At 62.5% G+C, this 26,106-nt stretch carries 22 protein-coding genes and 1 pseudogene; 7 read left to right on the top strand and 16 right to left on the bottom strand.

From position 1 onward, the window contains the following. Nucleotides 1–22: 22 nt before the first annotated feature. The 4 genes from pgl to RX331_RS31860 are packed head-to-tail and all read right to left on the bottom strand — an operon-like array spanning nucleotide 23 to nucleotide 6,147. Nucleotides 23–769, bottom strand: coding sequence for a 6-phosphogluconolactonase (gene pgl / locus RX331_RS31875; protein WP_317253553.1), 747 nt, complete (start codon nucleotides 767–769; stop codon nucleotides 23–25). 3 nt (nucleotides 770–772) lie between these two features. Then, nucleotides 773–2,284, bottom strand: coding sequence for a glucose-6-phosphate dehydrogenase (gene zwf / locus RX331_RS31870; RefSeq protein WP_317253552.1), 1,512 nt, complete (start codon nucleotides 2,282–2,284; stop codon nucleotides 773–775). A 6-nt stretch (nucleotides 2,285–2,290) separates the two neighbouring features. After that, complete coding sequence (gene gnd, locus RX331_RS31865; protein ID WP_317253551.1) at nucleotides 2,291–3,286, bottom strand: phosphogluconate dehydrogenase (NAD(+)-dependent, decarboxylating); 996 nt, start codon at nucleotides 3,284–3,286, stop codon at nucleotides 2,291–2,293. Between the two features lie 14 nt (nucleotides 3,287–3,300). Further along, nucleotides 3,301–6,147 (bottom strand): bifunctional transaldolase/phosoglucose isomerase, encoded by a 2,847-nt coding sequence (locus RX331_RS31860; protein ID WP_317253550.1) that lies wholly within the window; start codon nucleotides 6,145–6,147, stop codon nucleotides 3,301–3,303. Between the two features lie 250 nt (nucleotides 6,148–6,397). On the opposite strand from RX331_RS31860, the gene RX331_RS31855 reads away from it, so the two are divergent. After that, nucleotides 6,398–6,661: a hypothetical protein gene (locus RX331_RS31855; RefSeq protein WP_317253549.1), complete on the top strand. Its 264-nt coding sequence runs from the start codon at nucleotides 6,398–6,400 to the stop codon at nucleotides 6,659–6,661. A 38-nt stretch (nucleotides 6,662–6,699) separates the two neighbouring features. Here the strand turns inward: RX331_RS31855 and RX331_RS31850 are convergent, their stop codons facing one another. Beyond that, on the bottom strand, nucleotides 6,700–7,149 hold the full coding sequence (locus RX331_RS31850; protein WP_317253548.1) for a DsrE family protein: 450 nt from the start codon (nucleotides 7,147–7,149) through the stop codon (nucleotides 6,700–6,702). A 71-nt stretch (nucleotides 7,150–7,220) separates the two neighbouring features. Beyond that, a pseudogene (locus RX331_RS31845) lies at nucleotides 7,221–7,825 on the bottom strand (hypothetical protein). Nucleotides 7,826–8,317: 492 nt separating this feature from the next. Here RX331_RS31845 and RX331_RS31840 point away from each other — a divergent pair. From RX331_RS31840 to RX331_RS31830, 3 genes are read left to right on the top strand one after another with little or no spacing between them, the layout of a single operon-like run. Beyond that, nucleotides 8,318–10,261 carry a PrkA family serine protein kinase gene (locus RX331_RS31840; protein ID WP_317253547.1) on the top strand — a complete coding sequence of 648 codons (1,944 nt, stop codon included), beginning with the start codon at nucleotides 8,318–8,320 and terminating at the stop codon, nucleotides 10,259–10,261. Between the two features lie 13 nt (nucleotides 10,262–10,274). Then, nucleotides 10,275–11,552, top strand: a complete 1,278-nt coding sequence (locus RX331_RS31835; RefSeq protein ID WP_317253546.1) for a YeaH/YhbH family protein — start codon at nucleotides 10,275–10,277, stop codon at nucleotides 11,550–11,552. After that, complete coding sequence (locus tag RX331_RS31830; RefSeq protein WP_317258282.1) at nucleotides 11,552–13,096, top strand: SpoVR family protein; 1,545 nt, start codon at nucleotides 11,552–11,554, stop codon at nucleotides 13,094–13,096. The genes RX331_RS31835 and RX331_RS31830 overlap by 1 nt, the downstream gene beginning before the upstream one ends. Before the next feature lie 190 nt (nucleotides 13,097–13,286). On the opposite strand, the gene RX331_RS31825 is transcribed toward RX331_RS31830, so the two are convergent. From RX331_RS31825 to chrA, 4 genes are all read right to left on the bottom strand, one after another. Continuing rightward, nucleotides 13,287–14,342 (bottom strand): 2-oxoacid:ferredoxin oxidoreductase subunit beta, encoded by a 1,056-nt coding sequence (locus tag RX331_RS31825; protein WP_317253545.1) that lies wholly within the window; start codon nucleotides 14,340–14,342, stop codon nucleotides 13,287–13,289. Next, nucleotides 14,339–16,189, bottom strand: coding sequence for a 2-oxoacid:acceptor oxidoreductase subunit alpha (locus RX331_RS31820; RefSeq protein WP_283029802.1), 1,851 nt, complete (start codon nucleotides 16,187–16,189; stop codon nucleotides 14,339–14,341). Before RX331_RS31820 ends, RX331_RS31825 begins: the two co-directional genes overlap by 4 nt. Beyond that, nucleotides 16,159–17,958, bottom strand: coding sequence for an FAD-dependent oxidoreductase (locus RX331_RS31815; protein WP_317253544.1), 1,800 nt, complete (start codon nucleotides 17,956–17,958; stop codon nucleotides 16,159–16,161). Before RX331_RS31815 ends, RX331_RS31820 begins: the two co-directional genes overlap by 31 nt. Before the next feature lie 292 nt (nucleotides 17,959–18,250). Next, nucleotides 18,251–19,453 carry a chromate efflux transporter gene (gene chrA, locus RX331_RS31810; protein ID WP_317253543.1) on the bottom strand — a complete coding sequence of 401 codons (1,203 nt, stop codon included), beginning with the start codon at nucleotides 19,451–19,453 and terminating at the stop codon, nucleotides 18,251–18,253. A 216-nt stretch (nucleotides 19,454–19,669) separates the two neighbouring features. On the opposite strand from chrA, the gene RX331_RS31805 reads away from it, so the two are divergent. Then, nucleotides 19,670–20,356: a hemerythrin domain-containing protein gene (locus RX331_RS31805; protein WP_317253542.1), complete on the top strand. Its 687-nt coding sequence runs from the start codon at nucleotides 19,670–19,672 to the stop codon at nucleotides 20,354–20,356. Nucleotides 20,357–20,406: 50 nt separating this feature from the next. Here the strand turns inward: RX331_RS31805 and RX331_RS31800 are convergent, their stop codons facing one another. Continuing rightward, complete coding sequence (locus RX331_RS31800) at nucleotides 20,407–20,916, bottom strand: MFS transporter (RefSeq protein WP_317253541.1); 510 nt, start codon at nucleotides 20,914–20,916, stop codon at nucleotides 20,407–20,409. A gap of 12 nt (nucleotides 20,917–20,928) precedes the next feature. Further along, the gene (locus tag RX331_RS31795) at nucleotides 20,929–21,246 is read right to left on the bottom strand and encodes a hypothetical protein (protein WP_317253540.1); all 318 of its coding nucleotides are present in this window, start codon (nucleotides 21,244–21,246) and stop codon (nucleotides 20,929–20,931) included. A gap of 140 nt (nucleotides 21,247–21,386) precedes the next feature. Between RX331_RS31795 and RX331_RS31790 the strand changes: the two genes are divergently transcribed. Both RX331_RS31790 and RX331_RS31785 read left to right on the top strand, forming a co-directional pair. Further along, nucleotides 21,387–21,677: a hypothetical protein gene (locus RX331_RS31790; protein ID WP_317253539.1), complete on the top strand. Its 291-nt coding sequence runs from the start codon at nucleotides 21,387–21,389 to the stop codon at nucleotides 21,675–21,677. 150 nt (nucleotides 21,678–21,827) lie between these two features. Further along, complete coding sequence (locus RX331_RS31785; protein WP_317253538.1) at nucleotides 21,828–22,934, top strand: acyltransferase; 1,107 nt, start codon at nucleotides 21,828–21,830, stop codon at nucleotides 22,932–22,934. Here RX331_RS31785 and RX331_RS31780 read toward each other — a convergent pair. From RX331_RS31780 to pqqD, 4 genes are read right to left on the bottom strand one after another with little or no spacing between them, the layout of a single operon-like run. Then, on the bottom strand, nucleotides 22,931–23,596 hold the full coding sequence (locus tag RX331_RS31780) for a DUF4286 family protein (RefSeq protein ID WP_317253537.1): 666 nt from the start codon (nucleotides 23,594–23,596) through the stop codon (nucleotides 22,931–22,933). The two genes, RX331_RS31785 and RX331_RS31780, sit on opposite strands and share 4 nt — an antisense overlap. A gap of 12 nt (nucleotides 23,597–23,608) precedes the next feature. Next, complete coding sequence (gene pip / locus RX331_RS31775) at nucleotides 23,609–24,595, bottom strand: prolyl aminopeptidase (RefSeq protein WP_317253536.1); 987 nt, start codon at nucleotides 24,593–24,595, stop codon at nucleotides 23,609–23,611. Further along, nucleotides 24,585–25,796, bottom strand: a complete 1,212-nt coding sequence (gene pqqE, locus RX331_RS31770) for a pyrroloquinoline quinone biosynthesis protein PqqE (protein WP_317253535.1) — start codon at nucleotides 25,794–25,796, stop codon at nucleotides 24,585–24,587. Before pqqE ends, pip begins: the two co-directional genes overlap by 11 nt. After that, nucleotides 25,793–26,104, bottom strand: a complete 312-nt coding sequence (pqqD, locus tag RX331_RS31765; protein WP_317253534.1) for a pyrroloquinoline quinone biosynthesis peptide chaperone PqqD — start codon at nucleotides 26,102–26,104, stop codon at nucleotides 25,793–25,795. Before pqqD ends, pqqE begins: the two co-directional genes overlap by 4 nt. Nucleotides 26,105–26,106: the final 2 nt, after the last annotated feature.

Raw genomic sequence — 26,106 nt, 5'->3', positions numbered from 1 at the left:
CACCACCAGCGCACAGGGAAACTTACTGCCCACCAAAATTCTCCGGAAGCGCTTCCCGGTCCACCAGCCAGACGGTCTCGCCGATGGAGCGCGCGCGGTTGGCGGGCAGATTCTCGCCTGCAAACAGGCGCGTCAAGATCGCTCGCTTGTCCCGTCCGGAAACCTCAAACAGCATTTGGCGGCAGGAGGCAAGCGTCGGCAGCGTGAGGGTCACGCGTGGGACGAACGGGGCGACATGCGCCCGCGGCACGCCGACGACCCAGCGCGCTTGCTCATCGAGCGCGGGACCATCGGGAAACAGCGAGGCCGTGTGACCATCGGGACCGACGCCCATCAGCACGAGATCGAACAGGGGTTTTGCGGGATCGAGCGTGTCCGCCCCGTAAAATGATCGGAGCTCCTGTTCGTACAGCGCCGCGCTCCCGGCGGGGTCGGCGGTCGCGGTCGGAATCGGATGGATATTCGACGCCGGGGCCAATCGATCGAGGAACGCCGATCGTGCCATCCCCATATTGTTGAGCGGATCGTCCGCCGGCACGAAGCGCTCGTCGCCGATGAACCAGTGCACGCGCTGCCATGGAATGCGGCTGCGATAGGGTTCGGTTGCCAGCAAGTGATAGAGCCGCTTCGGGCTCGAGCCGCCAGTCAGGCAGATCGCGATCCGGCCGCTGTTGGCGGCCGTGCAGGCCAACAAATGCTCGGCGGCTGTCGCTGCCAGCGCCGCTGGATGGGCGACCGTGATCAGTTCGCGGTTGCCGTGGCTGGTCATCGCCTACTCGAACTTCCGCCAGGTCCGGCCGTCCCGGGCGAGCAGTTCGTTGGCCTCCTCGGGGCCCTCGCTGCCAGCCTTGTAGGTTTTCAGGCCGTCGGCGCCGGCCTTTTTCCAGGCGTCGATGAACGGTTGCACGGCTTTCCAGCCGGCTTCGACGCTGTCGGCGCGCTGGAACAGGATGTTGTCGCCGATCATGCAGTCATAGATCAAGGTCTCGTAGCCGGTGGAGGGCGCCGCCTTGAAGTAGTCCTTGTAGCGAAACTTCATCTCGACGCCGTCGATCAGGATCGAGGGTCCCGGCACCTTGGTATTGAAGTGCAGGGCAATGCCCTCGTTCGGCGCGACGCCGATCACGAGATAGTTCTGGGCCAGCCGTTCCACCGGCGTGCAGTTGAACATCGCGAACGGGGCCTGCTTGAACTTGATCGCCACTTCGGTGCGCTTGACGCCGAGCGCCTTGCCAGTGCGCAGATAGAAGGGGACGCCGGCCCAGCGCCAATTGTCGATCATCAGTTTCAGCGCGGCGTAGGTTTCGGTCGTGCTTTCAGGCGCTACGTCCTCGATTCCGCGGTAGTCGGCGATGTCGGTATCGCCGATCCGGCCCGCGAGGTACTGGCCACGCACCGAGTTGCGCAAGGCCTCGGCCTCGCTCTGGATCTGGATCGCCGCGAGCACGTCGGCCTTTTCGGTGCGCACCGAATGCGCATCGAAGCGGATCGGCGGCTCCATCGCGACCAGCGACAGCAGTTGAAACAAATGGTTCGGCACCATGTCGCGCAGCGCGCCGGTTTGGTCGTAGAAGCTGCCGCGGTGGCCGACGCCGAGCTGTTCATCGACAGTGATCTGGACGTGGTCGATGTGGTTGCGGTTCCAGATCGGCTCGAACATGCCGTTGGCGAAGCGCAGCACCAGAATGTTCTGCACCGTTTCCTTGCCGAGATAGTGATCGATTCGGTAGATCTCGTGCTCGTCGACGAGCTTGAGCAGTTCGGCATTCAACGCCTGTGCGGAGGCGAGATCGGTGCCGAACGGCTTCTCTACCACCAGCCGCCGCCACGCGCCGTTCTCGGCCAGCATGCCGGTGCGGCCGAGCTCGCGGCTGATTGGTAGAAACGCGACGGGCGGTGTCGCCAGATAGAACAGCCGGTTGCCGCCGGTATTGCGCGCGGCCTCCAGTTCGGCAAGCTGCTTGCTCATCGCATCGAAGGAAGGGGGATCTTTCGGATCGGCCTCGATGCAGGTGAGGCAGCCGAACAGGCGTCTTGCGATGGCGTCATCGACCGGGCGGGTCGCAAACTGGCGCAACCCCTTCATCAGGCTGTCGCGCAGCCTGTCGGTCGTCATGCCCTTGCGGGCGACGCCGACGAGGCAAAACCTGTCCGGCAGAAGATCGCTGGCCGCCAGATTATAGAGCGCAGGAACGACCAGCCGGTGCGCGAGGTCGCCGGTTACGCCGAAAATGACGAAGGAGCAGGGATCGGGTTTGTTCTGAATTGTTTGACCGACCGCCATGGCAGCTCAAGCCTTCGTACCAGGTTTTTTCGGCGGCTCCTTGTGACCGCCGAATCCGGCCCGCATCGCGGACAGGATCTTTTCCGCAAAAGTGTGATCCTTGCGCGAGCGGAAGCGTGCGTAGAGCGCCGCCGTCAGCACTTCCGCCGGCACGGCCTCGTCGATCGCGGCGTTGACGGTCCAGCGGCCTTCGCCGGAATCTTCCACAAAGCCCGAGTAATTATCGAGCGCCTGGTTTTCCGCCAGCGCGGAGGAGGTCAGGTCGAGCAGCCAGGACGGGATGACGCTGCCGCGCCGCCATACCTCGGCGATATCGGCGATATCGAAATCGAAGCGATGCTCGGGCGGCAGCGCCTCGGTATTGGCGTTCTTCAGGATGTCGAACCCTTCGGCATAGGCTTGCATCAGGCCATATTCGATGCCGTTGTGGATCATCTTGACGAAATGTCCGGCGCCGGACGGGCCGGTATGGATGTAGCCCTGCTCGACGCGGGGATCGCGGCCCTCGCGTCCCCCTGTGCGCGGGATATCACCGGCGCCCGGCGCCAGCGTCTTGAAGATCGGATCGAGCCGGTCCACCACGGCCTTGTCGCCGCCGATCATCATGCAATAGCCGCGCTCGATGCCCCAGACGCCGCCGCTGGTGCCGACGTCGAGATAATGCAGGCCTTTTGCCTTCAGCGCCGCGCCGCGGCGGACGTCGTCTTGCCAGAACGTGTTGCCGCCGTCGATGATGACGTCGCCCGGCTCCATCAGTCTTGCCAGCGCGTCGATGGTCGCCTCCGTAATCCTGCCGGCCGGCAGCATCACCCAGGCGGTGCGCGGCTTTTCGAGTCTCGCGACGAAATCTTCAAGCGAGCCGGCGCCTGTTGCACCTTCGCCGGCGAGGCCGGCCACCGCCTTTGAATCCTTGTCGTAGACCACGGCGGTGTGGCCGTTCTTCATCAGCCGGCGGACGATGTTACCGCCCATCCGGCCGAGGCCGATCATGCCGAGTTGCATATCCCTGAACTTTCCTAACTGAGAGCTTCCGAAATCGCGGCGTCGAGCGCAGCAAGTCCCGGTCCAAGGCTGCCCTTGAGATGGATGCGCAGCGCGCGTCGCCCGCGTTCGGTCAGCACGTCGAAATCGCCGCGCGCCTGCGCGGCCTTGATGATGCCGAAACTTGCCTTCTGGCCCGGCACCGGCAGATCCTCGGCGTCGTCGGCCGTGATCTGCAGGAACACGCCGCTGTCGGGCCCGCCCTTGTAGGCCTGACCTGTGGAATGCAGGAAGCGCGGACCGAATTCGGCGCAGGTCGCGAGGTGATGCGTGTCGCGAACCGCGAGCCGCATCTTCTGCAGCGAGCCGATCGTGCCGGGATTGCGCGCGATGTAGGCGAGCAGGGCGACATAGTCGCCGCCGCCGGAGCGTGAAAGCTGCGCCTTGATCCAGGAGCCGAGCGTGCCGTTGGCGCCGGCCTTGCGCAGTTCGGCCGCGTTGTGCTCGTCGGTGTAGAGATCGGCCTCGTCGGTCGAGACCACCGGCGTCTCCGCAGGCAGCGCGCCGGTCTTCTCGAACGCGCCGGTCAGTTCGCGGGTCTTGATCTTGGCCGCTTCGACGTCAGGCTGGTTGAACGGATTGATGCCGAGGATCGCGCCGGCTACCGCAGTCGCCATCTCGAACCGGAAAAATTCCTGCCCGATATGGTCGATCGACTTCATGACGATTCGCACCACCGGATGTCCGGCGGCTTCCAGCGCCTTGAGCCGGTCGTCATGCGAGGCGTCATCTTCGCCTTCGGTGCGGATATCGATGAAGAAGCGATCATCGCCATAGAGCGAGGGCGCACCCAACGGCTCGCCGTCGATCGGGATCAGGCCTTTGCCTTCCTTGCCGGTGGATTCGGCGATCAGCTGCTCCGCCCAGGCGCCGAAATCGGCGACCTTTTCCGATGAAGTGATCGTCACCTTGTCGCGGCCTTCGAGGCCGGCAAGGCCCATCGCCAGCCCGAGCTGCACGCCCGGATTTTCATGTGGCGGCACGTCGGCGCCGCAGGAGCGCACCATCGAAAGCGTATGTGCGATCAGGCCGCCAACATCAATGCCGGCGGCGGCCGCCGGCACCAGGCCGAACGGCGACAGCACCGAATAGCGGCCGCCAACCGCTGGATCGCCGTGGAAGATGCGGGCAAAGCCCTGTTTGATCGCCGTCTTCTCCAGCGACGATCCGGGATCCGTCACCGCGATGAAGCGGTGGCCGGCCTTGGCCTTGCCGATCGTCTTGGCGACGCGATCGTAGAAGTAATCCTTCATCACGTTCGGTTCGGTGGTACCGCCGGATTTACTGGAGACGATGAAGAGCGTGCGGGCGAGATCGACCGTTTCCTCCATTCCGCGCACCTGTGCCGGATCGGTCGAGTCGAGCACATGCAGCTTTGGAAAGCCCGACTTCTTCGGGAAGGTTTCCGCCAGCACTTCGGGACCGAGGCTCGATCCGCCCATGCCGAGCACGACCGCGTCGCTGAAATTCTGCCCCTTCACACGCCGGGAAAAATCCTCGTAATTGTCGATGTCGGCGGCGGCGGGGCTGTTCAGCCATCCCAGCCATTTGTTCTCATCGTCATTGGTCCAGACCGATTTGTCCTTCTGCCACAGGCGACGGACCTTGGCTGACGCGCGCCAGTCCTCGGTGCTCTTCTCGATAAGCTTCCGCATGCCGTCGCCGAGCGCGAACTGCTGCCGGTCGATGCCGCCACCGAGCGAGGCCGCGCGCTTTTGCGCCACCGCGCCATAAAGCTTGTCGGCGGCGTCGGCGAACAGCTTGACGCCGTCCTTGACCAGTTCATCGGTGATGGCATCGAGCGAGATGCCGGATTTTTCGAGCTCTTCCAGCACGCGCCGCGCGTCGTCGATGTTCTCCTCGAGGCTGTCGCGCAGCTTGCCATGATCGCGGAAGGCATCCAGCGTTGTCGGCGGCACGGTGTTGACGGTGTTGGGACCGATCAACTCCTCGACATACAGCACGTCGCTGTAATCCTTGTTCTTGGTGCCGGTGGAGGCCCAGAGCAGCCGCTGCGGCTTGGCGCCCTTGGCGGCGAGCTTGTCCCAGCGGGGGCCGGCGAACAGGCGCTTGTAGTCCTGATAGGCGAGCTTGGCGTTGGCGATCGCGACCTTGCCCTTCAGCGCGCTGAGCCGCTCCTTTTCGCTGGGATCGTTCGCTTTGGCGATCTTCTCGTCGAGCTGCTTGTCAACGGCGGTATCGATGCGACTAACGAAGAACGAGGCCACACTGGCGACGGGCGCGGGGTCGCCGCCATTGGCAATGTATTTTTCAAGTCCGGCGATATAGGCTTCCGCGACCTCGCGATAGACGGCCTGCGAGAACAATAGCGTGATGTTGATGCTGATGCCTTCGCCGATCAGTTGTTCGATCGCGGGCAGGCCTTTAGGCGTCGCCGGCACCTTCACCATTAGGTTCTGCCGGCTGACATCCTTCCAGAGCCGCATGGCTTCGGCGATCGTCCCCTTGGTGTCCATCGCCAGATAGGGTGAGACCTCGAGGCTGACAAAACCGTCGTTGCCGTCCAGGCGGTCGTAGACCGGGCGCAGCACGTCGGCGGCACTCTGGATATCCTTCACGGCCAGCGCCTCGAACAGGTCGGCCACCGGACGGTCGCCGCCTTTTAGAGCCTGGCCGATCGCCGCGTCATACTCGTCCGAACTGCCGATCGCCTTTTCGAAAATCGAGGGGTTCGAAGTCACGCCCTTGACGCCGTCGGTATCGATCAGCGCCTTGAGGTCGCCCTTGGCGACGAAGCCGCGGGCGAGGAAGTCCAGCCAGACGGCCTGACCATGGTTTTCGAGTGCTTTGACGGGATTCATGATGCCTGTTCTGTTTGCGCGGTCTATTTTTGGGTCTCCGGCAGCTTTCGGGCGCAGGGCCGGAAAGTCAATATTTGGTTGGGCATGCTGCCGGATCGAATGGGGCGGTGCGGTATGATAACGCTATTGGTGCCGGTTCGATCCCCCAAAATCGCCGGTCTCGACGGCCTCGAGATTGCCGGATCGGTCGAACCGGCCTCCGTTATGGCGACACTAACGGCACAAGCACGAAGTCGTGAAGGAGGGCATCATGCGCTGTCGCTTTCAGCCGCTCACCTGCCTCGTGATCGTGTGTGGATTGGTGGCGACCGGCCCGGGCACAGCGGAAGCGGCAGGCATCGGCATTCAGTTGAGGGACCATACGCAGAACTTTCCGCGGGCCTTTGCGGCGACGCGCAATCCGCATGTCGGGGCGGGAGCCGACGCACAGTCGCCGTCGCGGACGGCTCCGAACACGAGAAGCATTCAGCTTGATGGCGCAGACGAAAGTGCGGCGACCAGATCGCTCAAATGAGCGGTCGATGTGAATTGTTCACGTAAACCCTCAGCGCCTTATGGCCTGAGGTAGAGATAGCCCTGCGATTGCAGCTCGGCGATCCGCACCACGCCGCCGCGTTCGGCGGCAACGAAGCCCGGCAGCAGATCCTTCAGCGCGACATTCTGCGACTTCATGGTGTTGCCGCAGGCGGCGAGTTCGAGGCCCGCCCTGGAGAACTGGCCGACCCGCTTCGAAAGGTCCGGGTTGGCGGAAGCCGAATGAAACGCCCGCAGCGCCTGGCCATGAACTACCAGCGCGATCGTGACATGCTCGGGACCGCCGACACCTTCGAGATGGTTCTGGACGTTGCCTGTGACGAAGTTCACTTTGTCGAGATCGTTGAGGTGATAGACTACTTTCAGCTTTGCAACAGGTGCTGCTTCGTTAGCTGCGCCTGCGCGAGAGGTCACAAGGGCTGCCCCGAAAGTGGAAAGCGCGGCCCACAGGATATTTCGGCGATGCATGGCGTCCTTTCGGCCTAATAAGTGCGGGTCACAAACCTAAGTAGGTGGCTTGCCAACTTATGTAGAATGGCTCACCTGCGCCTCAGCGCCGCAAGCTCCTTGCGATCAGTCACCAATTCGGAGCATTCGTGCAGATCGGCGCGATCGACGCGAAAAATCTTGTCGTCGGCCCCGGCCAGCAGATCGTTGCTGGCGTCGTCGTCGGTTTTGTTGCGCTCCCAGATCCTGATGCGCTCCAGACGGATGAGCGCGGATCTGTCGTCCTTCATCGCAACTCCGATGCCGCCGCCTTCGCAATCGACACCGCAGCCAAGCCTGATTTCACCGCCGCTGTTCTCGGCAACAACGTGACTGCAGAAGCCGCTGGAATCGAAATTGCCCGCGCGGTGCCGATATTGAATCCGAGACGGAAGGAATAATTGACGGTCTTGTCTTCGGACGTTTATTCGGCCGTCACCAGCAGCTTCATCGCGCTGACCTTTTGCTTTGGATGCTGCGCCAGATGGCTGGCGTCATAACGACGCACGAAGCAGGCGTAGGTCTTCTGGCTGAGCGGGCCGCCGAACATTCGCCCGTCGAAGGCGGCAGCCTTCGCTTTGTCGACGCTCTCCTGGGCGGGACAGACGCCGGCTCCGATGGCGGACAAAACGGCGGCAACGATCCAGGTGAATTTCATGGCAGACTCGGATTAAACGCGCGGCATTTGACTTTAGTTGCAGGCGGCGAGGGGGGCGTTCAACGCCCGGGCACTGAAATGAATGGTTGTTAATGTTGGCCCTTTCTGCGCCTGGCGCGCCCGCCGAAAGTGACAAAAGCCACATTCTCCCACGTTTGGGCCGTCTAGAATGCGAAATTGCGGGCTTCGGATGGCCAAACCGCCGCAGATTCGTGCGGAGCCGCCACTCGGAATCCTTAAAAAATCCCTTACGTCTTGATCAGTACTAAAACGGTGAAAATGTTGCAGCACGGCTACAACCACATCGGAATGGCACCGTATCAATACGAGGGAGAGCCACTTTGCACGACTATTGCATTGCATTGGGAAGTCGCTCGCGTGTCCAATCGGTGCATGTACTGATGGTGATTCGCGAACGGAAGCTGTGACGCTCCGATACTGGAACCCGATGGTGCGTCCCGGCATTTACAGGTGACCATGGAGAGACGGATCATGTACAACGATTCTCTGTTCAATGCTTTCGCCCGGTCCTTCGAAGCTCGAAGTCAGACCGACATGTCGATGGCGGAATATCTGGAGTCGTGTCGAAACGATCCGATGCGATACGCCAACGCTGCAGAGCGACTACTAGCCGCAATCGGCGAGCCTCAGATGATTGATACGGCCAAGGACCCACGCCTTGGCCGTATCTTTTTGAATCGCACGATGCGGCTCTATCCGGCTTTCGCCGGCTTCTACGGAATGGAAGACACGATCGAGCGCATCGTCGGGTTCTTCCGTCACGCGGCGCAAGGACTCGAAGAGCGCAAGCAGATTCTCTATCTGCTCGGACCGGTCGGCGGCGGAAAATCCTCGCTCGCCGAACGCCTCAAGTCGTTGATGGAAGTCCATCCCATCTACGTGCTCAAGGCTGGTGACGAACTCAGCCCCGTGTTCGAAAGCCCGCTCAGCCTGTTCGATCCGGAATCGCTCGGCCCGATGCTCGAAGAGAAGTACGGCATTCCGCGCCGGCGTCTCACCGGCCTGATGAGTCCGTGGTGCTATAAGAGACTCGAATCGTTCGGCGGCGACATCTCGCAATTCCGCGTCGCCAAGCTCCAGCCGTCGCGGCTGCGCCAGATCGCGATCGCCAAGACCGAGCCCGGCGACGAAAACAACCAGGATATCTCCTCGCTGGTCGGCAAGGTCGACATCCGCAAGCTGGAGACCTACGCGCAGAACGATCCCGATGCCTACAGCTATTCGGGTGGTCTCAATCGCGCCAACCAGGGCATTCTCGAATTCGTCGAAATGTTCAAGGCGCCGATCAAGATGCTGCATCCGCTGCTGACGGCGACGCAGGAAGGCAACTATATCGGGACCGAGAACATCGGCGCGATCCCGTTCACCGGCATCATTCTCGCCCATTCTAACGAGGCCGAGTGGCAGAGCTTCAAGACCAACAAGAACAATGAAGCCTTCATCGATCGTATCTGCGTCATCAAGGTGCCGTACGTTCTGCGCGTCGCCGAAGAGCAGAAGATCTACGAGAAGCTGATCCAGGGCTCGGAGCTCGCCAGCGCGCCGTGCGCCCCGGCCACGCTTGAAACGATGGCGCGCTTCTCGGTGATGTCGCGCTTACGCAGGCATGAGAATTCGACCGTTTACGCCAAGATGCGGATCTACGACGGTGAAAGCCTGAAGGAATCCGATCCGAAGGCGCGCAGCGTTCAGGAGTACAAGGATGCTGCAGGTGTCGACGAGGGCATGGACGGCGTTTCGACCCGCTTCGCGTTCAAGGTGCTCGCGGCGACCTTCAACCACGACACCAGTGAGGTCGGCGCCGACGCGGTCCACCTGATGTACACGCTCGAGCAGGCGATCCGGCGCGAGCAATTGCCCGACGAAGTCGAGAAGCGGTATCTCGAATTCATCAAGGCCGAGCTGGCGCCGCGTTATGCCGAGTTCATCGGGAACGAGATCCAGAAGGCCTATCTCGAATCCTATTCGGATTACGGCCAGAACCTGTTCGATCGCTATGTCGATTATGCCGACGCCTGGATCGAGGATCAGGACTTCAAAGATCCCGACACCGGACAGTTGCTCGATCGCGAGCTGCTCAATCAGGAGCTGACCAAGATCGAGAAGCCGGCCGGAATCGCCAACCCGAAGGACTTCCGCAACGAGGTCGTCAAGTTCTCGCTGCGTTCGCGCGCCCAGAACGGCGGCAAGAACCCGACCTGGACGAGCTATGAGAAGATTCGCGAAGTGATCGAAAAGCGGATATTCTCGCAAGTAGAGGACCTGCTTCCCGTGATCTCCTTCGGCTCAAAGAAAGACGGCGAGACCGAAAAGAAGCACGGCGAGTTTGTCGCGCGCATGGTCGAGCGCGGCTATACCGAGCGGCAAGTCCGCCGGTTGGTCGAGTGGTACATGCGCGTAAAACAGGCAGGCTGAGGCGGATGAGACCGTGGCCATTCATATTGTCGACCGGCGTCTGAACCCAGGCAGCAAGAGCCTGGAGAATCGCCAGCGCTTTTTGCGTCGAGCGAAGGCGCTGGTTCAAGGGGCGGTGAAGAAGTCGTCGCAGGAGCGGGACATCAAGGATGTCCTGGAGGGCGGCGAGGTCAGCGTCCCCATCGACGGCATGGACGAGCCGCGCTTTCGCCGCGAGGGCGGCACGCGCGACATGGTCCTGCCCGGCAACAAGAAGTTCGTCGAAGGCGATGTCCTGCCGCGGCCGAGCGGCGGCAGCGGCAAGGGTGGACGGCAGGCCGGGGAGGGTGACAGCGAAGATACGTTCCGCTTCGTGCTCAGCCGGGATGAGTTTGTCGACCTGTTCCTGGACGATCTCGAATTGCCCGACCTCGCCAAGCGCAAGCTGGCCGAGGTGGAGAGCCAGGGCATTCGCCGCGCGGGCTACTCGACATCGGGATCACCAGCCAATATTTCAGTCAGCCGGACGGTCAGCCGTGCGCTGGCGCGGCGCGTGGCGCTGCGGCGGCCGCGGCCGGAGGCGCTGGCGGAGCTCGAGGCGGAGCTGGAGAATTGCAGCGAGGCGCGCCGCGTCGAAATCCTGGCCGAGCTCGAGGCCTTGAAGTCGAAGATCAAGCGGATTCCGTTCATCGATCCGATCGACATCCGCTACCGCCGTTTCGAGACTGTGCCGAAGCCGGTGGCGCAGGCGGTGATGTTCTGCCTGATGGACGTCTCGGGTTCGATGACCGAGCACATGAAGGATCTCGCCAAGCGTTTCTACATGCTGCTCTACGTGTTCCTGAAGCGGCGCTACCGCCATGTCGAGATCGTTTTCATCCGCCACACCGACCGCGCCGAGGAGGTCGACGAGCAGACGTTCTTTTACGGACCGGCTTCCGGCGGCACGCTGGTGTCGAGTGCGCTGCAGGCGATGCATGACATCGTGCGCACGCGCTTCCGCCCGGCTGACTGGAATATCTATGCCGCGCAGGCCTCCGACGGCGACAATTCCTACGCGGATGGCGAGGTCACGGGCCGGCTGCTGACGGATATGATCCTGCCGGTCAGCCAGTTCTTTGCCTATCTGGAAGTCGGCCAGGAGCATGGCTTGAGCTACGAAATGCCCAACTCGGCGCTCTGGACCCTCTACGAGGGCCTGCGCGCCAACGGTGCGGCGCTGTCGATGCGCAAGGTCAACGAACGCAGCGAGATCTTTCCGGTATTTCACGATCTCTTCCAGCGTCGTGGCCCGCAGGAAAGGACCGCATGATGAGCGCGACCGACCAGTTGCTGTTCCGGGGAGCCGACTGGGATTTCCACACCCTGCAGCGCATCTGCGACACCTGCGAGCAGGTGGCGAAGGACGAGCTGAAGCTCGACGTCTATCCCAACCAGATCGAGGTCATCACCGCCGAGCAGATGCTGGATGCCTATTCGTCCGTCGGCATGCCGCTGTTCTACAAGCACTGGTCGTTCGGCAAGCACTTCGCCTTTCAGGAGGCCTCCTATCGCAAGGGCCTGATGGGGCTGGCTTACGAGATCGTCATCAATTCCTCGCCATGCATTTCCTACCTGATGGAGGAAAACACCGCGACGATGCAGACGCTCGTCATCGCGCATGCCGCGTTCGGCCACAACCATTTCTTCAAGAACAACTATCTGTTCAAGCAGTGGACCGACGCCGACGGCATTCTCGATTATCTCGAATTTGCCAAGCGCTATGTCGCTCATTGCGAGGAGCGTCATGGCCGGCTGGCGGTCGAGCAGACGCTCGACGCCGCCCACGCCCTGATGTCGCACGGCATCGATCGCTATCCCGGCAAGAAGAGTCTCGATCTTCGCGCCGAAGAAAAGCGGGCAGGCCGCCGCCGCGCCCACGAGGAGGCCGCTTTCAACGATCTGTGGCGCACCGTTCCCACCGGCCCGGCGAAGACCAGCGCCATCCTGGATGTCGAGCGCCGCCGCCAGATGCTCGGCCTGCCGCAGGAAAACCTGCTGTACTTCCTGGAAAAGACCGCGCCGCGCCTGCGGCCCTGGCAGCGCGAGATCCTGCGGATCGTGCGGCACATCGCGCAGTATTTCTATCCGCAGAGCCAGACCAAGGTGATGAACGAGGGCACCGCGACCTACGTTCACTATCGCATCATGAATCACCTGCACCAGCAGGGGCGGCTGACTGACGGCAATTTCCTCGAATTCCTGCAGTCGCACACAAACGTCGTGTTCCAGCCCGAATTCGATGATCCGCGTTATTCCGGCTTCAATCCGTATGCGCTGGGATTTGCGATGATGCAGGACATCGAGCGCATCGTCACCAATCCGGAAGCCGAGGATCACGAGTGGTTCCCCGACATCGCCGGGAAGGGCGACGCGATGGGCGTGCTGCGCGACATCTGGGCGAATTATCGCGACGAGAGCTTCATCAGCCAGTTCCTAAGTCCGCGCCTGATGCGGCACTTCCGCATGTTCCACCTGCACGACGATCCGGAGGACCGGACCGGCATTCTGGTCGACGCGATCCACAACGAGCGCGGCTATCGCCGGCTGCGCCGCGAGCTGGCGCGGCAATATGACGTCGGCTATATCGACGCCAACATCGAAGTCGTCGATGTCGACCTCGCCGGCGACCGTCGCCTGATGCTGCGCCATACCGTGGTGAAGGGCGCCCAGCTCAGCGAAGCCGACACCAAGCGCGTGCTGCAGCACCTGGCCGACCTCTGGAGCTACGACGTCTCGCTCGTCGAAAGCGACACGTCCGGCACGGTGCTGAAGGAATATGTCGCGCACCCGCGAAGCCTTGCCGCGGTGGCGTAGCCGGGTTTTCGCGAACTTTCGTGGCCTGTTCCTCGGAGATTGTGAAGCTATGTCCGCCCGCCATTGTGAGCGCGGCGAAGCAATCCATCGATCCCCGCGCCGAGAGCTGGATTGCTTCGCTGCGCTCGCAATGACGAGGAAAGAGCTAACGCACTTCCGTCATTCTGAGGATGAGGGGCTTGCGCCGCAGTTACCGCAGGCTGGCGTTGATCTTTTCCAGCGCTGCCGTGCCGGGGCAGAGGTCCTCGGCTTCCAGCGTGTTGAGCGGCTTCTCGACGGTGTCGAGATGGCTGTGCAGGTCTTCCGCATCCGGATCAACATAGAGCAGCCCGGTGACCACCTGGCCCTTGGCGGCGTGCTTCTGGAGGAAGGTCATCGCCGCCAGCCGGTCGCTGGCATCATAGTCGGCGTCGATCTTGCGCAGCGCCAGCCGCGTACCGTCATGCTGCTCGACCACCTGCACTGTGCCAGGCGCGTAATCGACGGTAATGGGGTCACGGCCGGTGAGCACGTCTAAGCGGTTCACCGCGTCATTGTGCTCGCGCACGTAATCGAAGCTCTTGGTCGACCCGGCGTGATTGTTGAAGGCGATACAGGGGCTAATGACGTCGATGAAGGATGCGCCCTTGTGGCGGATCGCGGCCGCTATCAGCGGCACCAGCTGGGTCTTGTCGCCGGAGAAGCTGCGTGCCACGAAGCTCGCGCCAAGTTGCAGCGCAATCGCCACCAGGTCGATGGCGTTGTCGGTGTTCATCACGCCCTTCTTGGACTTGGAGCCGCGGTCGGCGGTGGCTGAGAACTGGCCCTTGGTCAGGCCATACACGCCATTGTTCTCGACGATGTAGGTCATGTTGACGCCGCGGCGGATCGAATGCGCGAACTGGCCGAAGCCGATCGAGGCGCTGTCGCCGTCGCCGGAGACGCCGAGATAGATCAGGTCGCGGTTGGCAAGGTTGGCGCCGGTCAGGACCGACGGCATGCGGCCGTGCACCGAGTTGAAGCCGTGCGAATTGCCGAGGAAATAGTCTGGTGTCTTCGACGAGCAGCCGATGCCGGAAATCTTTGCGACCCGGTGCGGCTCGATCGAGAGGTCGTAGCAGGCTTCGATGATCGAGGCCGTGATCGAGTCGTGGCCACAGCCGGCGCACAGCGTCGAGATTTTTCCTTCGTAATCTCGGTGGGTGTAACCGAGATCGTTCTTCTTCAGGCCGGGATGATGAAATTTTGGCTTTGCGATGTAGGTCATGACACGGCCTTGCGGAGAGGGGTGACCTTCAGGTGGTCCTGATGGTCGCCGATGGCATTGGCGATGAAGCGGGCGGTGATCGGGGTGCCGTCATAGTGCAGGATCGGCACCAGGCGGACCGGATCGATGCCGTTCTCGTTGACGATCAGCTGGCGCAACTGGGCGTCGCGGTTCTGCTCGACGACGTAAACGAAATCGTGGTCGGCGATGAAGCTCGCCACGCTGGAGTGGAACGGGAAGGCGCGGATGCGCATGCGGTCGAGCTGGTGGCCGCGCGCTTCGAGCAGTCCGATCGCCTCGTCCATCGCCGGCGAGGTCGAGCCGAAATAGATCACGCCGTATTTGGTCGGCTTGGCGGCATTGGCCTGGAGCGGCCGCGGCACCATGTCCTGCGCGGTCTCGAACTTGCGCACCAGCCGCTGCATGTTGTCGGCATAGACGGCGCCTTCTTCCGAATAGCGGGCGTAACGGTCGCGCGAGGTGCCGCGGGTGAAGAACGAGCCCTTGGTCGGGTGCGTGCCGGGATAGGTACGGTAGGGAATGCCGTCGCCGTCGACGTCGAGATAGCGGCCGAAATCGCGGCCGGGTTCGTCGAGCATCGCAGCCGTCATCACCTTGCCACGGTCATATTGCCGGGCGTCATCCCATTTCAGCGGGCGGCACAGGCGGTTGTTCATGCCGATGTCGAGGTCGAGCATCAGGAAGATCATGGTCTGCAGCCGGTCGGCGAGGTCGAACGACTGTGCCGCGAACTCGAACGCTTCGGCGGGGTCTTCCGGGAACAGCAGGACATGCTTGGTGTCGCCGTGCGAGGCATAGGCGCAGGCGATGATGTCGCATTGCTGGGTGCGCGTCGGCATGCCGGTCGAGGGGCCGGCGCGCTGAATGTTCATGATCACGGCCGGAATCTCCGCGAAGTAGGAGAGGCCGATGAATTCGGTCATCAAGGAGATGCCGGGGCCGGAAGTGGCGGTGAAGGCACGCGCGCCGTTCCAGGAGGCGCCGATCACGATGCCGATCGAGGCGAGCTCGTCCTCGCCCTGCACGATGGCGTATTTCGCCTTGCCGGTCTTGGGGTCGTGCCGCAGCTTCTTGCAGTGGCTAGTGAAGGCTTCCGCCACCGACGAGGACGGCGTGATCGGATACCAGGCGCAGACGGTGGCGCCGCCATAGACCGCCCCCAACGCCGCTGCGCTGTTGCCTTCGATGAAGATGCGGTCGCCGACCTTGTCCGCCTTCTTCACCTGTAGCCCGATCGGGCATTTCAGGTTCTGCAATGCCCAGTCGCGGCCGAGGTGCAGCGCGTGGACGTTCGACGACAGCAGCTTTTCCTTGCCCTTGTACTGTTCGCCGATCAGCTGCTCGATCAGCTTCGGATCCATGTCAAGCAGCGCACAGAGCGCGCCGAGGTAGATGATGTTCTTGAATAGCTGGCGCTGGCGCGGATCGGTATAGGTCGAGTTGGTGATCGCGGTCAGCGGCACGCCGATCACGGTGATGTCACTGCGAAACTTCGACGACGGCATCGGCTTGGTCGAATCGTAGAACAGATAGCCGCCGGGCTCGATCGAGGCGACGTCCTTGTCCCAGGTCTGCGGGTTCATCGCCACCATCATGTCGACGCCGCCGCGGGCGCCGAGATGGCCGGCTTCGGTGACGCGCACCTCGTACCAGGTCGGCAGGCCCTGGATGTTGGAGGGGAAGATGTTGCGGGGAGAAACCGGCACGCCGTGCCGCAGGATCGAGCGCGCGAACAACTCGTTGGCGCTGGCCGAACCCGAGCCGTTGACGTTGGCGAAGCGGACGACGAAGTCGTTTACGCTGCTGATCGGGCTTTGGTCTGGCATGTCGAACCTGCGTGCGTCATATCGATGAGGTACTTTTGCATGTCCCAGGCGCCGGTCGGACAACGCTCGGCGCACAGCCCGCAATGCAGGCAGACGTCCTCGTCCTTCACCATGACGCGGCCGGTCTTGAGACCTTCGGCGAGGTAGAGCGCCTGGTCGGGATGCGGCGACGGCGCCTTCAGCCGCTGCCGCAAATCTGCTTCCTCGCCGTTCTCGGTGAATGTGATGCAGTCCATCGGGCAGATGTCGACACAGGCATCGCATTCGATGCAGGCCGGTGCCGAGAACACGGTCTGCACGTCGCAGTTCAGGCAGCGCTGCGCCTCGCCGAGCGCGAGCTTGACGTCATAGCCGAGCTCGACCTCGGCCTTGATGTCCTTGAGCGCGATCACCTTGTCGCGATGCGGCACCTTGTAGCGCTTGTCGCCGGAGATGTCGTTGTCGTAGCTCCACTCGTGGATGCCCATCTTCTGCGAAGACACGTGCACTTCGGGCAGCGGGCGGTCGTTGATGTCCTCGCCCGAGATCATCTTGTGGATCGACAGCGCGGCATCATGGCCGTGCGCCACCGCCCAGATGATGTTCTTCGGGCCGAAGGCGGCGTCGCCGCCGAAAAACACTTTCGGATTGGTCGAGACAAAAGTCTTGGGGTCGACTTGCGGCATGTTCCATTTGTCGAAGTCGATGCCGCAATCGCGCTCGATCCAGGGAAACGCGTTCTCCTGACCGACCGCGACCAGCACATCGTCGCATGGGATGGTCTGGTCCGGCTCGCCCGAGGCCACAAGGTTGCGGCGGCCCTTGGCGTCGTACTCGGCCTTTACCTTCTGGAAGGTGACACCGATCAGCTTGCCGGCCACGTGTTTGAACGCGACCGGAACCATGAAATTGAGGATCGGAATGTCCTCGTGGAGCGCGTCCTCCTTTTCCCAGGGGCTCGCCTTCATCTCCTCGAAGCCGGAACGCACGATCACCTTGACGTCCTCGCCGCCGAGCCGGCGCGCGGTGCGGCAGCAATCCATCGCGGTGTTGCCGCCGCCGAGTACGATGACCCGCTTGCCGATCTTCTCGACATGGCCGAACGAGACCGATGCCAGCCATTCGATGCCGATATGGATGTTGGCGGCGGCCTCCTTGCGGCCGGGAATATCGAGCTCGCGGCCGCGCGGCGCGCCGGAACCGATGAAGATCGCGTCGTAATTTTCCTCAAGCAGCTTCTTCAGGCTGTCGATGCGGTGGCCGCCCTTGAACTCGACGCCGAGGTTCAGGATGTAGCCGGTCTCCTCGTCGATCACGGTGTCGGGCAGGCGGAATTTCGGAATCTGGCTCCGCATCATGCCGCCCGCCTTCGGGTCGGAATCGAACACGGTGCAGTGATAGCCGAGCGGTGCGAGATCGCGCGCCACGGCAAGCGAGGCAGGGCCGCCGCCGACCAGCGCGATGCGCTTGCCGTTCTTCGCTGATGGCCTTGGCATGCGGTGCTTGACGTCGTCCTTGAAGTCGGCGGCGACGCGCTTCAGGCGGCAGATCGCGACTGGATTTTCCTCGACGCGGCCACGACGGCATGCCGGCTCGCATGGACGATCGCAGGTGCGTCCCAGGATACCGGGAAACACGTTCGATTTCCAGTTGATCATGTAGGCGTCGCTATAACGCCCTTCGGCAATCAGACGGATGTATTCGGGAACTGGCGTGTGTGCGGGGCAGGCCCATTGGCAATCGACCACCTTATGAAAGTAGTCTGGCGCCGAGATATCAGTCGGTTTCATTCCTACCTTGTCCCGCGCCGGCAACCGCAACGCGGCCTTATTTTGCCTATGAACGCCTTAGCCAGCGTTCTTGTGGTTTTTGAATTGGATCATAGGCTTATCTTATTAGAGCCATTCCATATCAGGCACAAAGGCAATTTTGCGCGATCTCCAATTTTGAATTGCATGGAGGTTAAGGACTGAGCGTCGCAGCGCTCGTGCGGCAGTGCAGCATGTGCAGTGCAGTGTGTATTCAAGCGCGACACGCAAAAGCGCATCGCGCCGATCAATGTATGCAGGTGAAGCAGGATGCTCAGATCAGTCGCAGGATTGCGCCGGTGATAGCCAGCGTGACGACGACGATCCATGGCGGCAGCTTCCAGACCGTTAGCAGCAGGAAGCCGGCCAGCGCCACCGCAAAATCACGCGGGCTGAGCACGGCGCTGCTCCAGACGGGATTGTAGAGCGCGGCGCTGAGAATGCCGACGACGGCGGCATTGGTGCCGCGCATGGCGGCTTGGGCGGTCGGGCGCAGGCGTAGCGCGTCCCAGAACGGCAGCATGCCGTAGACCAGTAACAGCCCCGGCAACGACAACGCGACCAGCGCTATCACGGCGCCGGCGAGACCATTGGGAGCGGGACCGGTCACGGCGCCGAGATAGGCTGCAAAAGTGAAGAGCGGTCCGGGCACCGCCTGCGCCATGCCGTAGCCGGCAAGGAAATCGGCATTGCTGACCCACCCGGGCGTCACGACTTCCGCCTGCAGCAGCGGCAGCACGACGTGGCCACCGCCGAACACCAGCGTGCCGGAGCGATAGAACGCATCGAACAGTGCAAGCCCCTGCGAGCCGGTTCTGGCCGCCACCAGCGGCGTGACTAGAAAGAGAACGGCGAACAGCACCAGCGCGGCGATGCCATCCCGGTGCGACACCGAAAAGCCAAGCTGGCCGGTCGCAGCGGGGCCGTCGCCGCGGCATAGAAGGAGCCCGGCCAAAGCGCCAAGCCCAATCGCGCCGATCTGGCCGAACGATCCGCCGATGAACACCACGATCGCGACGGCGGTAAGCGCGATGGCAGCCCGCGTGCGGTCCGGCGTCAGGCTCTGTGCCATCCCCCAGATTGCCTGCGCGACCACCGCGACCGCGACCAGCTTGAGACCGTGAAGCACGCCTTCGCCGGACGGTCCGCTAAAGATCGTCGCACCTAGCGCGAAGGCGAACATGACGAGGGCGGACGGCATGGTGAAGGCGGACCACGCTGCCAGCCCACCAAGCAGGCCGTTGCCGCGCAGGATCCCGAGCGTGAAGCCGACCTGGCTGGAAGCCGGTCCGGGCAGGAACTGGCAGAGCGCCACGATGTCGGCGTAGCTGCTTTCGCTCAGCCATTTCCGCCGTTCGACGAATTCGGACCTGAAGTAGCCGAGATGCGCGATCGGCCCGCCGAACGATGTGAGGCCGAGCTTGAGAAAGGCGAAGAAGACTTCGGCGACATTGCCCGCAGGTTTTTCTTCGTTCATTGGCAGGCCACCTCGCGGACGACCGCTCACGAGCCTGAAACTTCATTGGTCAACGTCATGTGATCGGGGCTCTCTTGCGGGCCGACGTTATCGGGAACCGACGATGTCGCCAAGTGTTTGCCCTCCTTAACCCCAAGCAAGGGAGCGGGCGCATGGTGTCCTCAGCCGATTGGTGCCCTCATGACTGACAAATATTCTCCTGGAAGACGAGAACTAATGGTGGTCGCCGCCGGAGCAGCCGCGTCCAGCGGATTGATCCTGCCGGTTTCCTTCGCGAGGGCAGACAAGCGCCGCAAGGAACACGAAAAGGAACACGAAGCCGAGGCCAAAGTCACGCCGCCGGAAGATTTGATGCGTGAGCACGGGGTGCTCGACCGCGTGCTGCTGGTCTATGAAGCGGGCCTGGAAAGATTTACCTCAAATCAGGAATTCGATCCCGCGCATCTCGTCAACGCGGCCGAGATCGTGCGCGACTTCATCGAAGACTATCACGAGAAATCGGAAGAGCAGGCGGTTTTTCCGCGCTTTCGAAAAGCCGGGAAAATGGTCGACCTTGTCGATACGCTTCAGACACAGCACCAGGCCGGGCGACGGGTGACGCAGACGATCATCCAGCACGCGCCCGGCAGCCGGAAGGACGGCGATGACCGGCGTGAGCTGGTAACCGCTATCCGCGCGTTCATCAGAATGTACCGTCCGCACGCCGCAAGAGAAGATACCGACCTCTTTCCGCTTCTAAAGGACGTGGTGTCATCCCACGAATACGACGCCATGGCGGAGGATTTCGAGAAGAAGGAGCATCAGCTCTTCGGCGAGGATGGATTTGAAAAGATGGCCCATCGCGTTGCGGAGCTTGAGAAGGCGATCGGCATCTCCGATCTCAGTCAATTCACGCCCGGATAGTCTCGCTTCGCTATGTCCTTCGCTATGCCGCTGCCTCATGTGAGCGAGGCTCATGCCGTTTGGCGATTACAAACAACGGCAATGATGCGAGTTAAGGCGGCGACCGCGAACGCAATGAGCGCAGATCGGGATTGGTCGTAGAGCAGGCCGGTTGCGATGTTGCCGACCAGCCAGCCGACCCCGTAGCCGGCATAGAAAAGACCGAAAGCCAGATTGCGTTTGCCCTCGGGCAGGACGTTGGCGACCCCGGCCTTCAGCAGCGTGTCCTGCGTTGCGTAGCCGATGCCCCACAGCGCCATGCCGAACACAATCGCCATGTAATTGCCAAGGAAGGCAAACGGCGTGAACAGCGCGGACAGAAAGACAGCTACCAGCAATGTCGGTAGCCTGGCCCGGTCGTACAGCTTGCCGAGAACGAGACTTGCGATCACCCCACAACCTGTCGAGAAAGCCAGGAAAACCGGTATCCAGTTCTCAGTGACGATCTTGGCCGTGGCCAGGTAGTAGGCGATCAGCTCATAGCTCATCAGTCCGGCCGCGAAGCAGGCGGCGGCCACCATGTAAAGCCAATATCACCGACCCAATTCCCGCGCGGGCGCCGTTCGCCCTTCTTCCAAACGCTCCGGCACCGGAAAGTTGATGCGGGCGACGATCAGCGCACCAAGCGCCAGCACGCTCGAAATCAAGAGCAGCGCGTATCCGGTCCGATAGTCGCCACGAAAGAACAGGACAAGGGCGATGATGAGCGGGCCGAGCGTCGCGCCGGTCTCGTCAAGCGCGGTATTGACGCCGTATACCCAGCCGCGTCCATGCTTGCCTGTCGTATAGGACAGCATGGCCTCGACGGTTGGCTTGCGCAGTGCACGGCCGATGCGCTCGGCGAGGATCAACAACGCTGCGACCTGCCAGTTTCCGGCTAGCCATCGCGGGAACGGCGAACAGATTGATGGCATAACCGATGAAAGTGACGAGCCAGTATCGGCCGGTTCGGTCGGCGATGTAGCCCAGGAATTCGCCGAGACCCGCCGTGATGCTGACGATGGCGCTGGCTCCCAATGAGGCCATGAATTGGCCGTTGATGGCCCCGCCACCTTCGTATGTCATATCGCCGAACAGGTTCACGATCCCCATCGTCAACAGGAAGGTGAAGGCGGGCGAAGATCCGGTCGCGAGACGCGTTGCGGACATGGTGGCCTGCTCTTTCGAGAAGTCTCGCGCCGTTCGTGCTGCGATGGCCGATTGCCGGCGTGGCGATTTCCGCGTCTTCAGCCAAACGGCAGGCGCGGTAATCCGTTCCTGGCATGAAATGCGAGCAAGGTAGACCTGCCCAAGCTGGGCAAGTTTCGAGCCGAAGAGGGTCAACGGTTGCTTGTCGCGGGGAGCCCGAGTGTTAGGCATTCGTTAATCGCGCCTTTACCCGTCACCGATACGTTGCCGCAATTGCAGTTCCTGCGCAGGAACACCTCAGCCCATGTTATCAGAAGCACGTCGAACGTCGCGCGTGGAAGCGCTCGATCTGCTCCGCCTTGCGGCCGTGCTCGGCGTCCTGCTCTATCATTTCGGCTTCTGGGGCCCGGCTTCGCACGGCGTGCCGCAGGTGGCGCTGCCCTGGCTGACGCCGGTTGCCAAATACGGCTATCTCGGCGTGCCGGCCTTCTTCGTCATCTCTGGCTTTGTGATCGCCTATTCGGCCGAGGGCAGGACCGCGACCGGCTTTGCCATCGCCCGTTTCAGCCGGATCTACCCGACCTTCGTCTTCTGCATGACGCTGACGTGCCTGGCGATCGCGTTTCTCGGCGTGCCGCACTTTGATACCAGCGCGACACAGTGGCTGGCCAATCTGTTCATCGCCGCGCCGGCGCTCGGCCAGCCCTACATGGACACGTCCTATTGGTCGCTGGTGATCGAAGTGATGTTCTATGCCTGGGTCGCGCTGCTGATCGCGGCCGGGCTGTTCCCGCGCGGGATCAATCTCATTATCCCGATCTGGCTCGGCATCACCCTCGCCAACGAGCTGACCGTCGATGCCCCGCTGGTCGAGAAGCTCTTCATGACCGACGACAGCGGCTTCTTCGCCGTCGGGCTCCTGATCTATCAATTCTACCGCGGACGCCGCGGTGCGGTGCTCTACGGCCTGTTCGCACTGTCGATCGGGGCTGCGGTATTCCAATCCATCCATAAGGCGGTGAAGCTGGCGCCGCACACCGGCGGCGTGTTCGACCCCTGGACGGTTGCCGCGGTCTGCCTCGCGTCCATCGCCGTCATCTTCATGGCCACGCGAATTCGCCACGTCCCGTTGCCGCCGGCACTGGTGCTGGCGGCCGGCGGCCTGACCTATCCGCTCTATCTCCTGCACATGCAGTTCGGCTACGTGCTGTTCACCCGCCAGGCGCCGGCCAACCCAGTGCTGATGGTCGTGGCGATCATCGTCGGCATGACGCTGCTGGCCTGGATGGTGTGGCGTTATGTCGAACGGCCGGCGCAGCGTTGGGTGAGGGATTTCCTGTCGGGCCGCGCCAGCCGGTTCGGCTGGCCGCTCAAACTGCGCGCTACTGTCGGCAGCGGCGAAAGCGCCTAGCCGATATCGCTCTTCGCCAGGTCCCACATCAGCCGGTAGATACCGCTGGAGATGATCAGCGGCTTGAATGCGATATTGCCGGAAAAGCGCAGCATTGCCGCCGGCACCACGCCCACGTCAGTCGCATCGATCAGCACGAACCAGTCGCCGGCGCCGGGATTGGGCGCGGAGGGATCATCGGTGATCGGCTTGGACAGCGCTGGATCGCTTTCGATCAGGTGCAGGGAAATGATCCCGTCGAGAGCTGTGGGGTCGCACTGCTCGGCGAGCGCTGCGCGCAGCCTGTCTTCGCCGCCATCAGGAGGACGCAGCCGCACGATGCCGAGCGCCGCGCCGCGGCCGCTGCCGCGGCTGATCGTGATGCGTGCCACCGCGCGGATCATATTCTGAAAACGGGCTATGTTGGCTTTCGACCACGCGGTCTGGTTGGCCAGCGCGGTGCGATAGGCCGGGCTGTCCAGCACCTCGAAGTTTTTGGTGGAGTAGAGGCTGAGATATTTCGGGTTGCCGTCATGGGCGACATAGCGGCGGGCTTCGAGGAAGCCGTCGATGGCAACGCGCTCTTCGAGATGCTCGCGGTCGTACCAGCGATTGAACTCGGCCTCATGTGCCGCATCGATGTTCATCGAGGTCAGCAGCATGCCTTTTCCCGCCATCGGCATGTTCTTGTTTTCCTATTGTTGCGTTCTGGAAGCCATATCCGCGATTGCTTTCATAACGGCGTCGCGGACGCCGGGGTCATACAGGGTGTGGCCTGCGCCCTCGACCATGCGGATTTCCGCACCGCGCCACACGGCGGCCAGTGCATGCGAGGTCGCGGGCGGACATAAAAGGTCGTAGCGCCCCTGCACGATGATGCCGGGGATACCGGCCAGCTTGCCGGCCTCGCGCATCAATTGGTTCGGCTGCATGAAACAGTCATTGGCAAAGTAGTGCGCTTCCATGAACGGCGTCGTCGGCAGGTTCCGTGACGAACTGAGCGCCGCCATGTCGAGCCGCGTACGGTTCGGTGTGTGTTCGGAAAGAATGCGCTCCGTCTCGCCCCAGGCCCGCGCCGCCGGGATGTTCACGTCGGCGCTGGGATCGAGGATCCTGCGGAAGTAAGACCGGATCGGCTCGGCGCGTTCATCTTCCGGCAGCACGCTCATGAAGTCGTCGTAAAGGACGGGATAAAACCTTGGCAGCGTGCCCAGAAATCCGTTTTCGATCTCCTCGATCGTGCCGAGAAAGGTCGCGCGCAACACGATGCCGGTGACGCGGCGCGGATGGGCCTGCGCATACGCCAGCGCCAGCGTGGCGCCCCAGGAGCCGCCGACGACCATCCAGCGCTCAAGTGCGAATTTTTCGCGGATCATTTCCATGTCCGCGATCAGGTGCGGCAGGGTATTGGCCTGCCGGCTGCCCTTGGGGCGGCTGCGGCCGGCGCCGCGCTGGTCGAACAGCACGGCATGAAACCGTTCCGGATCGAAGAGACGGCGATGGTCAGTCTGGCAGCCGCTGCCGGGCCCGCCATGCAGATAAACCGCGGGAATGCCGCCGCTCCGGCCGGCGCTTTCGACATAGATGTCGTGGCCGTCGCCGACCGCGAGGTGCTCCGAGGTCAGCGGCGCAAACGGATCGTCAGGCTTGATGGATTTGCCGGCGTCGGCGTCAGGCGCCATGCTCGCCTTCCGTCTCCAGCGTGCCGCCGGCGAAATTGCGATAGAGGAAGCGGTCCTGGTGCGCGGCGGCCTCGCGCTCGGCGGTCTTGAAGATCTCTTCATGCCGCGGCGACAGCGTGCAGGCCGGGTCGGTATTGCCGGCATCGCCCGTCAGCGCAAAGGCCTGGCAGCGGCAGCCGCCGAAATCGACCTCGCGGAATTCGCAGCTCTTGCACGGCTCGGGCATCCAGCCGGTGCCACGGTAGCGGTTGAAGGCTTCGGAGTTCTGCCAGATCCAGGCGATCGAATGGTTCGAACGCACGGATTCGAATTCGAGCCCGGTGATGCTCTCGGCCGCGTGGCAGGGCAGCACCTTGCCGGCGGGCGAAATGTTGAAGAACTGCCGGCCCCAGCCGCCCATGCATTTCTTCGGGCGCAGCGCATAATAGTCCGGCACCACATAGTCGATGGCGAGAATGCCCTTCAGGCGCGTTGCGGCTTCCTCGACGATGCGGCTGGTCTCGTCAATCTGCTCGATCGTCGGCATCAACGCCGCGCGGTTCTTCAGGGCCCAGCCGTAATACTGGACGTTGGCAACCTCGAGCCGGTCGGCGTCGAGGTCGACCGCCATCTGGATGATGTCAGGGAGCTGGTGCAGGTTCTGGCGGTGCATCACCGCGTTGACGGTCAGCGGCAAGTCGAGCTCGCGCGTCCATTTCGCGACTTCAAGCTTTTTCTCATGCGCATTTTTCAGCCCGGCAACGCGATCGGCGACAACAGGCTCATTGCCTTGGAAACTGATCTGCACGTGGCACAGCCCGGCATCGGCGAGCGCCGAAAGCTTTTCCTTTGTAAGCAGTACCGCCGAGGTGATGAGATTGCTGTAGAGCCCGACATCGCTCGCATGCTGCACCAGCTCCACCAGGTCCTTGCGCGCGGTCGGCTCGCCGCCGGAGAAATGGATCTGCAGCACGCCAATTTCGGCGAGCTCGGTCAAGACCTTCTTCCATTCTTCTGTAGTGAGTTCGCTGCTGCCGCGGTCAAGTTCGACCGGGTTGGAGCAATAGGGGCATTGCAGCGGGCAGCGGTGCGTCAGCTCAGCGAGCACGGCGAGGGGGATGCCGAACGTCTCCGCGGTCGAGCGCTGCGATTCCAGCACCGCGAGCCCGTCGCTGGGTGCAGCGGTGCCGGTTGTTTTGCTATCGGCGAGAATGTCGCTCATGACGTCTTCTCACGCGCTTCGGTCAAAAAGCCCTTGTCGGCGAGGTCTTGCAGCATCGCGATGACGTCGGTTGCGATCGCCTCGCGCGGCGCGGCGTACTTCACCGCAAGCTGGTCGGCCATCTCGCCGACGCTGCGCACGCCGTCGCACAGCTGCAGCACCTCGACCGCGATCTCGTCCGGCGCCAGCACGCGCTCCGGCGCCAGGATCACCCAGACCTGCCGCGTCTCATCGAATTTCAGCTTGGCGTGCCGCGGCAATTTTGGCCGGCTCGCCTCGCTGATACTGATGTTACGGCTCACGGCCATGA

Source organism: Bradyrhizobium sp. BWA-3-5 (assembly GCF_032917985.1).
GTDB lineage: Bacteria > Pseudomonadota > Alphaproteobacteria > Rhizobiales > Xanthobacteraceae > Bradyrhizobium.
Note: the sequence above shows the minus strand (reverse complement) of the source record. Positions and strands in the feature narration are given on the sequence as shown.